We start from the raw sequence: 14,951 nt of genomic DNA on the forward strand, positions 1-14,951 counted from the left end.
CGGTGGGTTGAGTACCGAGCGTGGAATCGTGCGGTGGCGGACGTCATCTATCCGATGAACGTGGACGCACTGCCTGCGTACATGGACCTTGAGGAGGAAGAACTCCAAAAGATAGCTACCGCGGCGGGCTACCACGGCTCTGACGCTGGGCGAGCTTTGGCCGATGCGGTACGCGGCGTGACGATCATGACGGATGGCCGGTTTGGTCTGTCTGCATTGTCCGCCGAAACCCGTCGCTGGGCCGCTCAGAAGAAAGCCGTGGATCCGCCGCCGTGCCTTGCGTTTCTTGCAGTCAGCGTCTTGGCGGCCGAGGAGATGGGCGATAACCAGGAAGACCTTGCTTCGAATGCCTACTATGCGCGTCTGGCGCGTCTGCTAAGGCTGCCCGACGATGACAGATCCCTGCGCCAGCAGTACCCGCGGAACGCGGAGTACCTCTGGCGTTGCCTTAACATTTGGCTGGAGAATCTCGATGGCCAGCGTGGGTTGCCGACCGCTTACGCGCTGACGTACCGCTTCGTCGGGTTGCCAATGTCGCAGGCGCTGGTCCGCGAAGGCGACCGGCGCAAGTTCCCCTTGATGTTTGCTCACTTCGGCCTGAGTCCCGGTATGCGATTGGCGCCGGAGGATCTTGTCAGGTATCTCGATACCTGGTTAACCACTGAAGGATCGTCGGCGACGGCGAATCTTCGCCGACTGTGGCGGCGATCCGACAGCCATGAGCGAATCGCGTCCGTCGCGGCAGTTGAACTCGCGAACTGGGACGGTGTCGTCGGGGACGAAACGCCAGGAACGGCAGCGGTTGAGTCGCGCGCCGTCGCAGTCGCCAACCTGCGCACCGGGTTCATGGGCTCATCACTTGACCTGTCGTTGGGATTGCGGCCCTTGACTGCCGAGATGGACGGCGCAATGGAAGTCTTGGCGACTGATGGCACTTGGTTATCGCTCGGCTTCTCCCCGGGAACCGCCGGCCTGTGGCGTACCGCGTACTCAGAGGCGATCGACTTCCGTTCGATGCTGGAAGGTGTTGTGCGTATCCGACACGCTGGCGTCGACGGCGCCCCGGTTTACAAGCATTTCCCGAGGATGGTGGTTCCGCTCATCTATGACGAACTGCAGTCGGCCTATCTCGAGTCGGAGCGTTTGCAGCTGGGGGTCGACGCGTTGGTCTTGGTTCGCAGTTCTGGTACGACGAAGGCTGCGGCCGGTGCGGTGGCCGAGGTCGAGCAAATACTGCAGGAGGCTGCGCGGCCCGGCTTTCAGAAGCTCGACAAACTCACCGGCCTGCCGGAAGGCTGGGTGTTGTTCACCGATGTCCAGCTGTTCGGGGCCCCGTCGACCAGCACCAAATACAACGAGCTGGTTCCGTTGGCCCGAAACCAGCTGACAATCGCTGGAGGCCTGCGAATCCCATCTCGGATCCGCAAGTGGTCGACGTCGAGCCGACCGGAGATCAGAGCAACGGTTCAAAGTGAGACGCACCTACGCGTGACGCTGAGCGGCTCCATGGAGGACGACACGCTCTTTGAGTGGGACTCTGATTCCGGTGCCCTAGTCGTATCGCTCGACGATGTTCCACTTGGTGACGGCGATTATCAGGTCGCGCTCTTCACCCGTGGTAAAACACCAATCCAGCAGGCGTCGCTGCGTTTACGGTCCAGCGACGACGTTGACATTGGGTGGCACGATGCGCCACGGCTAACCTATTCGCTCGACCGACCCCTCGGCGCACTGTCCGCCTCAGCCGACAGCGCAGACGCGGCGCTCATCGACGGCTTGCTAGCGGAGGGAGTATCCGGCGTCGCGCCGACCGAGAAGGCTACGGGCAAGGTCATCTGGGCAGGGCAAAAAACGGTGACAGTGCCCACGACGATCAAGATTGGCAACCCAGACCCGAAGTCGTGCGTCGTCACGGGCGCGCACCACATTCAACTGCCGCCCGCCCTCGGTGGACATGCGCCACGGTTCATTCAAGGAGAGTGCAAATCGTGCGGGCTGGTCAAACGGTATCCCGGCTGGTTGCCCCGTGGTGGTTGGCGACAGAACGCTGGCAAGCAAACGACCTCATCGGCCACCGCGTCGACCGTGACCGTTGAGGAGCTCACGGCGGTTCAGGAGCATGAAGTCAACTGGGATGCGGCCCTCGATGCCCTGATGCACCTGGGGGGAGGTTCCATCAGTTCGTTGGAGTCGATTGCGATGCAGTTGGAGGGATCGGCCCTCTTCGTTGACACCTTCATTCGGGCGCTGGAATCTTTGGGGCACTTGTCTATTGAGCGCGACGAATGCTGGCGGCCGATTCGGTGGGAGATTTCTCCTTCGTGCCTCGGCCAGGTCAGCGACGGCTATTTCAAGCTGGCTGGATTCTGGCCATCGTCGTTGCGGGAGGGCCTCGAGGGGATGGCGGCCGCGCATGGTGGCAAGCTTGCTGTCAAGAAGACAAACGCGGGTCCCACTGGCATCTTCGTCACTGGCGTCAGCGATGATGACGCCCTAATGCTTGGCGGTGATGATGAGGTTCCGATAGCCATTGCGCCTGAAGCCGGTTTGCGGATGCTTGAGGCACTTCCGCGACTCTCAGACATCGCGTTGGCGCTACCACGCACGCCAATGCTTGGATTTCAGACAGCCGAAAGGTTTGATCTGGCTTCGGCAAGCTGGGTATCGACTGGCGATCCAAACGCGCAGGGCGCGTACAAGATTCGGCGCGGTTTCGAAACAACCTACGTCTATCGCTCGAAGTCTGATGTTGCCGAAGGCTGCGCTGCCACGGCTACGGTTCACCTCGCGAAGCACCTTGCCGCAAACGGCCGTGGAAAGACCCTGGCCTGCTACCACAAAGAATCACACGCTGTCCTGCTACCTCAAGGATGCGACATGCCAGGGCTTTACGGACGGGCGGTCGTCGCCATGTCGGGCCAGCTTCCCGCGGTTAGGAAGATCGCGGTGAAGGGCTACAAACGAAAGTGTTTGTCCTATAGCGATATCGATCAGGACAGCGCCGACCTGCTGTTCACCCTTCTCACTACCTAGGATGCAGCCTTGGACACAATGACACCGCTGTCGCTCGCTGAAGGCTTGAGGGATGCGTACCTGCGGTACTTCGATACGGCATTTTGGCTCAGCGACGAGTCAATGATGGCCGAACGCCGATCGCTGCTGGAGAAGCCGGGAGCACTGATCGGACAGGTGATGATCGAGCCGGTTGTGCCGTATGCGAATACGGCCAAGTTGAGGGAGATCGCGGAGCAGGCGAGAGTCCTGCCAGCAATAGCCGATCGTGTTGGGGCTGCGCTATTTCCCGGCGTCGACCCGAAGCAGCTGGCCCTCCGCGAACATCAGGCCGAAGCAATTCTGAATCACTTCCGAGGAGGTTCAGCACCCGGCCGGAACGTCGTCGTGACGTCGGGGACGGGATCGGGTAAGACGGAGTCCTTCCTACTGCCCCTGTTGTTGCGGCTTTCAGAAGAAGCGGCAACGTGGCCAGCCCAACCGGAAGCCGACTGGTGGTGGGAAGGTGCCGACCCTAAGTGGCAACCGCTGCGCGGTCCAGAAACCCGCGAGCCTGGGGTCCGTGCGCTGGTTCTGTATCCCACGAACGCGCTCGTCGAGGATCAGATGACGCGCTTACGGCGCGCGGTCCGAGCGCTGCGTGAGAACGATCCGCAACACCCGATCTGGTTCGGTAGGTACACCGGCAACACCATGGGGTCGGGCAAGATGTCGGGTACCGCCGTCGCAGAAGTGGCGGCCGACCTGCTCGCGTATCAGCGTGAGTACGAAGCCCTGCAGAAAGCTCGCAACTCCGGTCGCCCGGATATCGATCTCAGCCAGTTTCCCGATCCCCGGTCCGGCGAGATGCTCACCCGCTGGGACATGATCGGCCACGCACCAGATCTGCTGGTGACAAACTACTCGATGCTGAACACGATGATGATGCGGCAGATCGAGGCGCCGATGTTCCAGCAGACCGCTAAGTGGCTGAATAGCAATCCCGGACATGTCTTTTCGCTTGTTGTCGACGAGTTGCATCTGTACCGCGGGACTCAGGGCAGCGAGGTAGCGATGATCCTGCGGGCCCTTCTCCGCAGGCTCGGCATATCGCCGGACAGCCCGCAGCTTCGGCTGATCGCGACGTCTGCGTCGTTGACTGACTCGGTCGACGGCAGGAAGTACCTTCAGGAGTTCTTCGGCGTTTCCGCCGATAGCTTCAGCATCCAGCCTGGACTGCAGATCCCTCTCGACCCACCAAACGCGCTTGACCCCAGCGATATTCGTAATAATGCGGTTAGTCCCGTAAAGGGATCCCATGCGATCGCGGCGGCATGTCAGGACCCCACCGAAGACCGCCTTCGCGCTACCGCCGTCGAGGTCATCGCCGATCGACTGTTCCCTGCCAACGATGACGCAGACGAGCTGATTGCAACGTTATTTGAGCAGCTTGCGAGTGCCGATACCAGCGCATCGTCAGAATCGATGATTCCGCTGCGGGCTCATTTGTTTGTACGGGTTCCGCGTGGCATGTGGGCATGCAGTAATCCGGAATGCTCCGGTGTGAGTGAGCGACCGCCGAATCGGCGTGTCGGCCGTATCTACAACACGCCGGTTGGCGCGTGCCTTGACTGCGGCGCGCGGGTCCTTGAGTTGCTGTACTGCTACGAGTGCGGCGATGTGAGCCTCGGCGGGTACGAGGTAGGCCGCATGGGCAATGAGGTCTTGCTGTCGCCGACTGCGGTGAACGAGGAACAAAGCGGAAAGCCCGTCTTTCTTCGTCCTGCCAAAGAGTTTGTTTGGTACCGGCCTGGTATGCCGACCGACCTTGCGAAGTGGTCAAAAGACAAGGTGGAGTTGGCATTCGCGCCCACCGAGTGGAACCCATTTCTAGGCAAGGCGGATGTCAACAACTATACAAGCCCCACTGGCGTGACCTTGGTCTACAAGGGAGCCGGCCCCGATGACCGCATTCCAGGATTACCTGATCGGTGTCCAGCGTGCGGCTACGCGCCAAGAAAGCCCCTACCCCAAGGAGCGTTCCGGGCAGGCCAAATCGCATCTGCGATTAGGGCACACACCTCGGGTGCCGCAGCGGCAACACAGCTTTACTTGTCGCAGCTGATCCGCGCGCTAGCACAAGGCGGATCGGGATCGGCAGGGGTTGCCGATGCGAAGACAATCGTGTTCACCGACAGTCGTGATGACGCCGCGCGTACCGCTGCTGGAGTCGCGCGGAACCATCATCGAGATCTGGTCCGTCAAGTCCTTCGCCGTGAAATCGCCGCAGGCACAGACGTCTACGACAAATTGGATGCGATCGTGTTCGATGCAGGCGGAGGTGCCGCCGCGAAAGGGTTCGGCGCAGCTGCCGTCGCAAGAATCAAACAAATCAACGGACTGCCCCTTGATCAAGCGGATGAGGCGGCCTTGGCGGATGCCCTCTCGAAGCTCGGGGGCGTCAAAGCGGTGGGCTTCACGGAGATGTGCCGCAGAATCACCGACGTCTTTGTGTCGCTCGGGTCCAACCCAGGTGGACCTGATCCCTTGAATCAGTACCTTGAAGACTCGGCTCAAGGAGAGACGCCGTGGTACCGGGCATTTGAGCCACCCGTGCCTGAATTGTGGCCAGTCCCGCCCCTTATCCAGGGGCAGACAAAGCTGGTGTCGGCGCTCCGTGACTCAGTGGTAGAGGCCACTTTCGACCGGGCACGGCGCGACCTCGAGTCGGTGGGTATTGCATTCGTTCACGTCGACGGATGGGAGCCGGTAGCCGGTCCCCTGAACGACACCGAGCAATTTCAACTCCTCGGCAGCGTGTTACGAATCCTCGGTCTGATGGGAAGAACGGACGGCAGTCGTCGCGCTGGCGTACAAGCGACCGCCGTGATTCCACCGCCGGTGCGAAAGTACGTCGAAGCGGTAGCCGCGAAGCGAGGGGTCAATCCGATTGTGCTGCAGCAGCAGCTCAACGGCCTCATGAGCGGCGGCGCGGTGGCCCGCGCTGTCGGGGGATGGCTGCTACGAACCGCGGCCGCCGACGCAACGCTGGTGTTCCAGCCGGGTGACGGAGAGGTGTGGCGATGCAATCGCTGCAACTTCGCCCATCTTCACCCGAGTCTCGGTATATGTGCCAACCGGCAGTGCTACAGCCCCGATCTCACCGACGCACTGGCGGTTGAAGAACTCGACTATTACGCGTGGCTCGCGTATCAGGAGCCACGCCGCCTATCGATAGCCGAGTTGACTGGCCAGACAAGACCGCTTGCCGTGCAACGCGATCGGCAACGGTGGTTCAAAGGAGCGTTCACCCCTGCAGAGAATTACTTGACCGACGAGCTCGATGTGCTGTCTGTGACGACCACCATGGAGGTCGGCGTCGACATTGGGTCGTTGCGCTCAACGATGATGGCCAACATGCCGCCCCAGCGCTTCAACTATCAACAGCGTGTCGGCCGTGCAGGCCGGACAGGACAAGCGTTGAGCTACGCCGTGACAATCTGCCGCGACCGGACACACGACGAGTACTACTTCAACCGGGCCGAACGCATCACGGGAGACATCCCACCGCAGCCTTTCCTGGATCTGGGTCGACGCCGAATTGTCGAGCGCGTCGCTGCAAGCGAATGCCTCTTCGAAGCGTTCGCCTCGCCTGGCGCAGGTCCGAGTTGGACACCGAACAGCAACCATGGGACTTTTGGCCAGACCTACGAATGGCAAGGGTTCCGTGACGAAATCAGCAATTGGCTCGCCAGCTCGAACCAGGTAGACGCGATCGTCGACCGATTAGCGGCAAATACTCCTCTTGCCGACTCTGAGGTGGCTGCGGTGAAGGCCGGCATCAGGGGGGCGTTGGCAGGCCGCATCGACGAGGTCGTCGCGAGTGAGGCCGATTCGCCCGATACCGAGCTCAGCGCCGCCTTGGCCCGGTATGGGATCGTTCCGATGTTCGGTTTCCCGACACGGGTGCGCAGTCTTTGGGGCCAACCAGTCAGCAGCAGAATCGGAATGCAGAAGGAGGCAGTCAGCGACCGGTCGCTCGAACTGGCCATCAGGAACTTTGCGCCCGCGGCGGAGGTCGTCAAAGACGGGCTGGTACACACCGTCGCGGGATTCGCAGCCTATGTGCCCAAGGGGAACCTCGCGAAGCCAATCGACCCGCTCGGTCAGCCGCGAACCGTCGGCCGCTGCGGTGACTGTGGCCGAACGGAATTGACGTCCGACCCGATTTGTTCCGCATGCGGGAATGCGGTCGAACGCATCGAAGTGTATGAACCGCGCGGGTTTAGGACCGACTACAAGCCACGGGCGTATGACGACGACCAAGAAGTCTTAAGCAGCGTATCGGTCCCGGCCCTTATTCCGGGGGCAGCACCTACCGGCAGCGATGAGGCAGGAAACCTGAAGCTTGACCTCTTCTCCCAAAGTAGGCTCGTCTCAATCAATGACAACTTTGGCCGTGGGTATCTGTTCCGGCCGCAGTCCGACAAAACGGTTCTGGCGGAAACCGCCCCTCCGGGATCGACTCCTCTAAAGACCATCGGCGAGGTTCGCGTAACCGACGCGCTGCTGATAACGCCGAAGCAGTTAGACGTGGGGACCGGAGCCGTAGCGCTGTACGACCTGCTGTCCGGTCGGGCCGCCTACACCTCGTTCGCGGAAATCCTGCGGCGGGCCGCTCAGGTATATCTGGACCTTGATCCGATTGAACTCACCGCGGGTGTTATGCCCTTGCAGGCGCCGGTTTTTGGGTCGGACGGACGTCAGGACGGCATGCAGGTCTGCGCGGCTGTATTCCTGGCCGATACGGCGGAGAATGGCGCCGGCTATGCGGTCGAACTTGGCCGCCGCGAGCTCTTCACCAGCATGCTGCAACAGGCACTAGCCGAATTGCGTTCAACTTGGGAAGCGGATGGGCACCGAGAAAAATGCGATACGTCGTGCCCGGACTGCCTTCGGTCGTACAACAACTCGCGCCGCCATGCTTTGCTCGACTGGCGGTTGGCGCTCGACATCCTTGAACTCGCCATAGGACAACCATTTGACGTGTCCCGGTCGCTGCCGACAGAAGGAGAATGGATGGATGCTGCGGCCGCTGCGTTGGGTGGCTCGTCAAGATCGGTAATCGAGGGCATTCCTGCGATCACTCGTGATGACAAGTGTGTCCTGCTCCGCCACCCGCTTTGGCGTCCGGAACCCTCGTACTTCACCGACCAGCAGAAAGCAGCGGTCCGCCAGGCCGAGAGCCGATTTCGTTACGTTTCAACGCAGGACATTCGTGAGTTCCGCCGGAACCCAATCTCTGTGTGGCAGTACCTTCAGTGACTTGGTAGCGGGATGACCAACCAACCGCCGCGATCGGAAATGACGCCGTGAACATCGGCGACGAGTGGATCTATCGGCAGCGACATTACAGCCCCTCTGAGCGGGTCAAAATTGTGGGCATTGAGAAGCGCAAGCAGACGACGCGCGTCGATATTGAGTTCCTCGACGGAGATAAGGCTGGCCAGCCCGACAACGTGCCCGCCACCCGCCTCCACGGACCATGGAGCGACGTCGCGCAGTACGACGAGCTGATAGCGAATTGGCAGCGGCTTGACCGAGGTCTGCTGGACGACGCAGAGGACTGGGCGGTCACCGAGGTATTTGATCTTCTGGTCCCGGAAGACGTTGCAGCGTATGACCGCTCGCTCATCAGGCACGGCACATCGGTGTATCGGCGCGACGCAGTTGACCAGCTCATGCGCAGGTCTCTCGGTGATGTACTCGAGGAGGTTGAGTGGTTCGAACATGACGGGGTTATCGAACTGTCTGCCGACGGCACGCTGCTGATCGCCGAGCAGGTTTGCCATGCCAATCCGCCTCCCGTGCTCGACAAAGTCATGGCGAGCGAAGCCGAGGCGCGGGAACACTGCAAACGCGGTAAAACGTACAAGTCTTTCGATGGTGAAGACCAAACAACTACACCTGAGTGGGAGTACGAGTGGTACCGGAAGCGACTGCGCCCTTACCACGAGCTGCTGCGCCAATGGTGCGGCCATCGGTCAATTTCGTTCTATGAGCGATTGACCGCTGCCGAGGCAGAGGTTCGGCGGTTGGACATTTTGATCGCCAGAGTGATTGATACAGTCAAGCAGCACAACGCGATTCACGCCGATATCTATGAGCGTGAGCACACTCATGAGCGCATCACGCCGGAAACCGTCCGACCGGTTGTTGACCGGCCCCTGGCGCCATGGGAGATGCCCGTTCGCGAAGTGCCGGCACGGCGCCGGGGTCGATGGTGGTAGCCAATTCGCGCTCGCGGCCAGCGCATCGGTCGGCCCAAGGCCTAGACACTGAGAAGGCGGATTTGGCGCGTCGGATGCACGCAAGTGCGAATCGGCCAGCGTCATCGCAACACTCTTGGCGTCAGCCGCGCCACCGTATACCGGATACTCACCGGATAGCCCGACCCCCCAGTAAGCACAGCTGGCTGCTTAGCTGAATGTCGGGTTTAGCTCGTATAGACACTGATTGATGATGTAGCGGTCGCCCGTCGATTGGTCATCGGCTGGGCGAAGCGCCCCAGGCTTGGCGATCCGACCTTCATTGACGTCCTCAATGACCTTCGTTGCAAGAGGACGGATTCTGAGCTCGTACATTGAGTCACGCATCATCTTGACGTGCTTTTGAAATGCACGCGCGAACTTGCTGCCAGCAGCTGGCCCGGCATCTACCGCCAACACGGAGTGCAACGAAGTCGGCGTCACTGAGTTCGCGTACGCGAACACGGTCTTGATCGCCTCAAACTCAGCTCGCTTTCGGTGCGCGACGTGACCGTGCCGCCAATCCATGATCCTTTCGTGTAAAACGACCCCGTCTTCGCCCGCTACCTCGCTAATCAGATCTTTGAAAGCGATCTCGCGCTTTTGGTCGCTGACGGCAAGACGTCCGTATGCGACGACTGCGGCTTCCCACAGTGATCGACGGTGAGTGATCGTCGATCCCTTGCCTAAGCTGCGGTGTTCTAGCAGTGCCATGTCGGCAAGCAGCAAGTCGGCCCAGGCTGAGCACCAGCGTTGAAGATAGGTGACGTTGAGCCCGGAAAGGGTTCCCCACAGTACGTTTTCCTTGACCATGTGGCCGACAGTACGCACGGATCGAGACATGCACCTGAACGGTTTGGCGTCCGCGCGTACGGCCAGCGCAGAGATGATTAAGCTTTACGGGCCGTCGTCGCTTTCCCGGCGGATGCCGTACTTCATTAGTCCTTGCGCCACCGCCTGCAGCTGTTCCGGAACGGGAAGACGCGTGATAATGGACAAGTCCCGCGCGAGTGCCGTGCAAAGCATCGCAAGGCCGGTGATAACCCTCCGGGGGTCAGTCTCGCTTAGTGCGTCTGCGACGACTGCGTCGAATGTTGGACGGTCTTCGGTGTCAAGCTCGCCGTAGAACGCGGTCACTATCGCTATTGCGTTGTACGTGTCCTCTGTACGACGGTTGATCTCGTCATCGTTCATCGTTTTCCGCCCTCGGGCGCAGCCTGCGCCTGGATGGCGTCCCAGAGTAGGTCCAGAGATGCTTGTCTCGGCACACCCTGGGTCGACTCAATATGGAGCAGCAACGTGCTTAGGAGAGTGGTCAAGCCGCTGAGTAGGCGGTAGGCGTCCTCGGTGTCGTCACCGACCATTTGCTTGGTGACGTAGTCAACGAGCGTTGTGTCGGGGTCGGAGACCAATTGGCCAGTCGCTTCCGCACGCTCGTATGCCTCGATGACTGCGTTCATCACTTCGATGGCATTCTTCGCATTGTCAACGTGTCGCTTTTCCAACATGTAGGGAGTCTTTCACGGTGGCGCGCCCAAAAAGGGTAGAGCCGCTGCTCGGCCTCACGAAGCTCTGCAAGCCACCGACTTTCGCGTCGCCGACCGCGACTAGGGGGCTAGAAGAACGTTCAATCCGGCGTCCGCAGTCCGTCCGCAGCAATCTCAACAACGGTCATCACTCGCCAACGTTACAACCGCATTGACCTCCTGGTTCCCAACGCAATCAGCAAAGTAAGCGTCGCCAAACGCCCAGTTCGACTCGTCCGCATCGAGTAGGTCAGAGCCTCGACCGCCGGTGCACCCTTCGCATCTAAGGTCGCCAGTGTGCAGAGCACACCGACCCAATGGCGACACCGCCGAGGAGAACCATGACCATCGCGAGCACAGCGACCGTTCGGACCGATGACGAGATCGGCCGCATGATTCTTGGCGCGCTAGCGGAGAGCGGCGAGCAACTCATGGCATGGGCCGCGCTCCGGCGGCGCATTCCCGGCGGCCATTGGCGCGCTGGGGAATCTCTGACTCGGCTCTGGCTGGCCGGATGCGTTTACCTCGTCAAAGTGAAGGGCCGCAACTACGTCGGCCTGGGCGACGAGCAGGACGCCCAGATCGCGGCGAAGACGAAGACCGAAGGCCGTGTGCCGGAACTGCGGTGCCTGTGACGATTGATCCGATAAGCATGGTTGCCTCCGCCCGCGGCATCCGCGCGGCCCGACGTCGGCAAAGACCCTGTACGCCCGCCGAGCTGGCGCGGCGGCTGGACCCCAACTTCGTTGTCACGCCGACCATTCGGCTGTTATCTGATCTGGCGGTAAGGTCGGTCACCGGTCAGGATCAGCGCGACGTCGTGACCACGCCGCCGCGTACCGGCAAGTCCCAGCTCCTGGCGGTATGGACGGTGGTCTGGGCGCTGGCCCGTAATCCCGACCTCCGGATTGTCCTGGTCAGCTACTCCGATGAGCTGGCCCAGGCGCACAGCCGGGAAGCCCGGCAGCTGATCGCCGAGCACCACGAATACCTCGGCATCCGCCTGTCCCAGGACAAGACGGCGGTGGGCCGATGGCGCGTGGACGGGCGCGCGGGCGGGCTGCTGGCGACTGGCATCAATTCCGGTGTAACCGGCTTCGGCGCGGACCTGTTAGTGATTGACGACCCGGTGAAGGACGCCCAGGAGGGCGATAGCGCCGCGCACCGCCGTCGGGTGATCACCGAGTACCGCTCCACCTTGGCGACCCGCGTGCATCCCGGCGGCAGCGTGCTGCTGGTAATGACCCGATGGCATCCCAACGACCTGGCCGGAGAGTTGCTCGACAGCGAGCCGGACATCTGGCGGCATACCAACATCCCCGCCGTCACCGAGGCTGGCGTGCCCGACGCTCTGGACCGGGAGCCTGGCGTAGCGATGACGTCGGCACTCGGGTTCACCGCCGAGCACTTCGCCGCCGCCCGCCGGGCCTCTGGCGAGCGGGTCTGGTACGCGCTCTACGAGGGTGTACCCGCCGCGCCGGAGGGTGGGCTGGTCAAGCGCGAATGGCTCGACCAGTGGCGGCTCCCCAGCGCCCCGCTGGGCGCCGTCAAGACCGTCGTCGGGGTAGATCCAGCCGACTCGGGCTCGGGTGACAGCTGCGGCGTAATTGCGGCGTCACTGACCTCCGAGGGCGTGGTGGCGGTGATCGCTGATGTGTCGGCACCGATGACCAGTGACCAATGGGCCAGGGCGGCGGTCGACCTAGCCGTAGACGTTGAAGCCTCGGAGATCGCCGTCGAGGGCTTCGCCGCCCGCGAGACGTACCGCAGGGTGGTCAACGACGCGCTCCGCCGGACCAAGATCAACCGGCCCGTCCGTGTCACCACCTGGCCGCCGAAGGGCAGCGGGCGCGGCGGCGGAGATGCATTGTCCCGGTCGGCGGCACTGCTTCAGGGCCTCGAAACTGGCACCACCCGCATCGCCGGGCACCTGCCCACCTTGGAAGGCGCGGCCGTCACCTGGCAGGTCGGTCAGCACCAGCCCGACGCCTTGGCAGCGCTGGTAGTAGCTCACGATGTTTTGATCCACTCAGCCGGGCAGCACATCCACTTCGTCAGCCCGCTCGACGTGGCGCGCCGCGCCCGCGAAGGCACGCTGCCCCCGCCACCCGACTGGATGACCCGCCGGATTGGCGGGTAGCCAACATCACGCCGAGGTTACGTCTCTAAGTTGCTTCCCTCATGCTGCTCTGCGAAGGCAGGAAGTCTGGAATCAAGCTGCGAGTATCTCGGGAGTATGACGCCGTTGCGTGAAACCCGGGGCCGTCCGGAGGGCATACAGCCCACGTCGCCTGTTGAATCGCCCGATCAGTTCTCGCACCTTAGAGGGTCTTCCGGCCACTTCTGCAGGATCGGAGGAACAGTCATCGCCTCGGCTCGTCGGCGCGCTGCTTGTAGAACGAAAGCTGCTTTCCAAGCGGAAGCCCAGCGACCGGGACCTCAACCTGGGCACCTTCTGCGATCAGCCCGTCGACGAGGCCGTAAGTGCGGTACTCATTCCCGGCGTGGATCTCAGCGACGGTGCCGTTGAGCGATCCGACGCGCTGCCGCAAAGCGCTGACTACCTGTCGGCTCCATTCCCGGCGGGCTTGGCGCGACACGCTCTTGAGCGTCTGCTCGTAGGGCTCGAGGATGCGGCCAGGCTCGACGAGGCCGTATTTAGCAGACAAGACGTACCAGGCATCACAGGTCCGTTCGACATATTCCCGCCGGCCTCGAAATAGCGCCGAGGTGTAGAGCTCCCACGCTGGTGCTGGTGTTGCGGATTTGCCCTTCACGCAGCCGACGAGGCCAATCCTTGTCATCGAACCATTATCGATGGCCCGGCTCGGCAGCTCGCAAAAACATCGGTAGCCAGCTGGTAGGGGCCCTCTGACGACCAAGGCAGTCGTGTAATCGACATGGCGGGTCAGCCGTAGTCGGCATTCTGATCGTCGGACGGCGGGCGACAGCTTATTGGCGGTCGGTCCTGAGCATTATCGTCAGCGACATGGGCCTGGGGGATCTGACCGCAGCAGCGGTGAACGCAGCCATCGATGAGTATGACCGCATTGACGGCGAGGCTTTCCGCGCCAAATACGGTTTCGGTTCAGCCAAGGACTATTTCGTGATCCGTAACGGCAAGGCGTATGACTCTAAGGCGATCGCAGGGGCGGCTCATGGCTACCTACCAGGTGGTCAACCGCTCCATCCAAATGAGTTCAGCGGTGGAGAAGCAACCGTCGTGCGCCGCCTCCGTCAACTCGGGTTTCACGTTCCGCCCAAACGCTCGCCGCCCTGGGTCCGGGACGAGGTCATCCTCGCGTGCGATCTCGTTGCTCGGAACGGCTGGCAATACATGACGGCCGAAGACCCGCGGGTTATCGAGTTATCGGCTCTTCTGCAACGGTTGCCGTTTCACCCGTTCGAGGTGCGGAGTGACACCTTCCGCAATCCCAACGGAGTCGCCAGGAAGACCGTTGATATTGCCACCCACCACCCCGACTACACCGGGCAACGGACCAAGGGCGGCGCTATTGACGAGGAAGTGCTCCAAGAGTTCCTTGAAGATCCGGATTACATGCATGAGGTCGCCGAGGAGCTGTGGCGGGCGATCGCCAACGACAGCATTGTTGAGCAGCTCGAAGTACCGATAGACGAGGAGGACGACGAGGCGCACGAGGGACGCTTGCTTCAGCGGCGGCACTTCGTCCGCGAGCGCGACAGGAAAATACGGCGCAAGAAGATCACCGACTTCCTGAAGACGCATCCGTGCGTCCACTGCGAAGTATGTGGATTCGACTTCGAGGCCACCTACGGTGAGCGCGGTCGCGAGTACATCGAGGTCCACCACACCTTGCCGCTGCATGCGTCAGGCGAGACGAAAACTAAGCTGAGCGATCTCATTCTGCTCTGCGCCAATTGCCACCGGATGATCCATCGCAGCGCGCCTTGGCTCACGCCCGACGGTCTACGCGAACTGCTGAAGAATCAGACTGCAGCCACGATCTAGCGCTGCCGTCCCCTTAACGCCGCCATCTGACTCAAGGTCGCCCCGTAGATGACCTTGCGTTGGTCACAAGGTGACACTTCAACCGGTCCCTCAGCTGGCGGTCGGGCGGCGGGTGGACAGCGCGTTGATCACCGT

10 protein-coding genes are annotated in these 14,951 nt (G+C 61.7%); 6 read left to right on the forward strand and 4 right to left on the reverse strand.

Annotated elements, in window-relative coordinates:
- The first annotated feature begins 33 nt into the window (after positions 1–33).
- From A5756_RS10080 to A5756_RS10090, 3 genes are read left to right on the forward strand one after another with little or no spacing between them, the layout of a single operon-like run.
- Positions 34–3,033 (forward strand): hypothetical protein, encoded by a 3,000-nt coding sequence (locus tag A5756_RS10080; RefSeq protein WP_066951634.1) that lies wholly within the window; start codon positions 34–36, stop codon positions 3,031–3,033.
- An 18-nt stretch (positions 3,034–3,051) separates the two neighbouring features.
- Positions 3,052–8,316, forward strand: a complete 5,265-nt coding sequence (locus tag A5756_RS10085; RefSeq protein WP_232005340.1) for a DEAD/DEAH box helicase — start codon at positions 3,052–3,054, stop codon at positions 8,314–8,316.
- 47 nt (positions 8,317–8,363) lie between these two features.
- Positions 8,364–9,281 (forward strand): hypothetical protein, encoded by a 918-nt coding sequence (locus tag A5756_RS10090; RefSeq protein WP_232005341.1) that lies wholly within the window; start codon positions 8,364–8,366, stop codon positions 9,279–9,281.
- A 189-nt stretch (positions 9,282–9,470) separates the two neighbouring features.
- On the opposite strand, the gene A5756_RS10095 is transcribed toward A5756_RS10090, so the two are convergent.
- The 3 genes from A5756_RS10095 to A5756_RS10105 form a co-directional block, all read right to left on the reverse strand.
- Entirely contained in the window at positions 9,471–10,112 is a 642-nt protein-coding gene (locus A5756_RS10095) for a hypothetical protein (protein ID WP_066951636.1), read from the reverse strand.
- Positions 10,113–10,196: 84 nt separating this feature from the next.
- Entirely contained in the window at positions 10,197–10,493 is a 297-nt protein-coding gene (locus tag A5756_RS10100; RefSeq protein ID WP_066951637.1) for a hypothetical protein, read from the reverse strand.
- Positions 10,490–10,759 carry a hypothetical protein gene (locus A5756_RS10105; RefSeq protein WP_156659398.1) on the reverse strand — a complete coding sequence of 90 codons (270 nt, stop codon included), beginning with the start codon at positions 10,757–10,759 and terminating at the stop codon, positions 10,490–10,492. The genes A5756_RS10100 and A5756_RS10105 overlap by 4 nt, the downstream gene beginning before the upstream one ends.
- 407 nt (positions 10,760–11,166) lie before the next feature.
- On the opposite strand from A5756_RS10105, the gene A5756_RS10110 reads away from it, so the two are divergent.
- Both A5756_RS10110 and A5756_RS10115 read left to right on the forward strand, forming a co-directional pair.
- A complete protein-coding gene (locus A5756_RS10110) occupies positions 11,167–11,460 on the forward strand; it encodes a hypothetical protein (protein ID WP_066951639.1) in 294 nt (97 codons plus the stop codon).
- A gap of 17 nt (positions 11,461–11,477) precedes the next feature.
- A complete protein-coding gene (locus A5756_RS10115; protein WP_066951642.1) occupies positions 11,478–12,965 on the forward strand; it encodes a terminase large subunit domain-containing protein in 1,488 nt (495 codons plus the stop codon).
- A gap of 223 nt (positions 12,966–13,188) precedes the next feature.
- Here the strand turns inward: A5756_RS10115 and A5756_RS10120 are convergent, their stop codons facing one another.
- Positions 13,189–13,629 carry a DUF6884 domain-containing protein gene (locus A5756_RS10120; RefSeq protein WP_066951644.1) on the reverse strand — a complete coding sequence of 147 codons (441 nt, stop codon included), beginning with the start codon at positions 13,627–13,629 and terminating at the stop codon, positions 13,189–13,191.
- A 185-nt stretch (positions 13,630–13,814) separates the two neighbouring features.
- On the opposite strand from A5756_RS10120, the gene A5756_RS10125 reads away from it, so the two are divergent.
- Positions 13,815–14,816, forward strand: a complete 1,002-nt coding sequence (locus A5756_RS10125) for an HNH endonuclease (protein ID WP_066951646.1) — start codon at positions 13,815–13,817, stop codon at positions 14,814–14,816.
- Positions 14,817–14,951: the final 135 nt, after the last annotated feature.

Origin of the sequence: Mycobacterium sp. 852002-53434_SCH5985345 (genome assembly GCF_001667155.1) — a bacterium.
Classification (GTDB): Bacteria; Actinomycetota; Actinomycetes; order Mycobacteriales; family Mycobacteriaceae; genus Mycobacterium.

Bases quoted from the DNA above. Each gene is read 5' to 3' on its own strand.
- A5756_RS10085 (WP_232005340.1), top strand. From the start codon at position 3,052: ATGACACCGCTGTCGCTCGCTGAAGGCTTGAGGGATGCGTACCTGCGG.
- A5756_RS10095 (WP_066951636.1), bottom strand. From the start codon at position 10,112: ATGGTCAAGGAAAACGTACTGTGGGGAACCCTTTCCGGGCTCAACGTC.
- A5756_RS10100 (WP_066951637.1), bottom strand. From the start codon at position 10,493: ATGAACGATGACGAGATCAACCGTCGTACAGAGGACACGTACAACGCA.
- A5756_RS10105 (WP_156659398.1), bottom strand. From the start codon at position 10,759: ATGAACGCAGTCATCGAGGCATACGAGCGTGCGGAAGCGACTGGCCAA.
- A5756_RS10110 (WP_066951639.1), top strand. From the start codon at position 11,167: ATGACCATCGCGAGCACAGCGACCGTTCGGACCGATGACGAGATCGGC.
- A5756_RS10115 (WP_066951642.1), top strand. From the start codon at position 11,478: ATGGTTGCCTCCGCCCGCGGCATCCGCGCGGCCCGACGTCGGCAAAGA.
- A5756_RS10120 (WP_066951644.1), bottom strand. From the start codon at position 13,629: ATGACAAGGATTGGCCTCGTCGGCTGCGTGAAGGGCAAATCCGCAACA.
- A5756_RS10125 (WP_066951646.1), top strand. From the start codon at position 13,815: ATGGGCCTGGGGGATCTGACCGCAGCAGCGGTGAACGCAGCCATCGAT.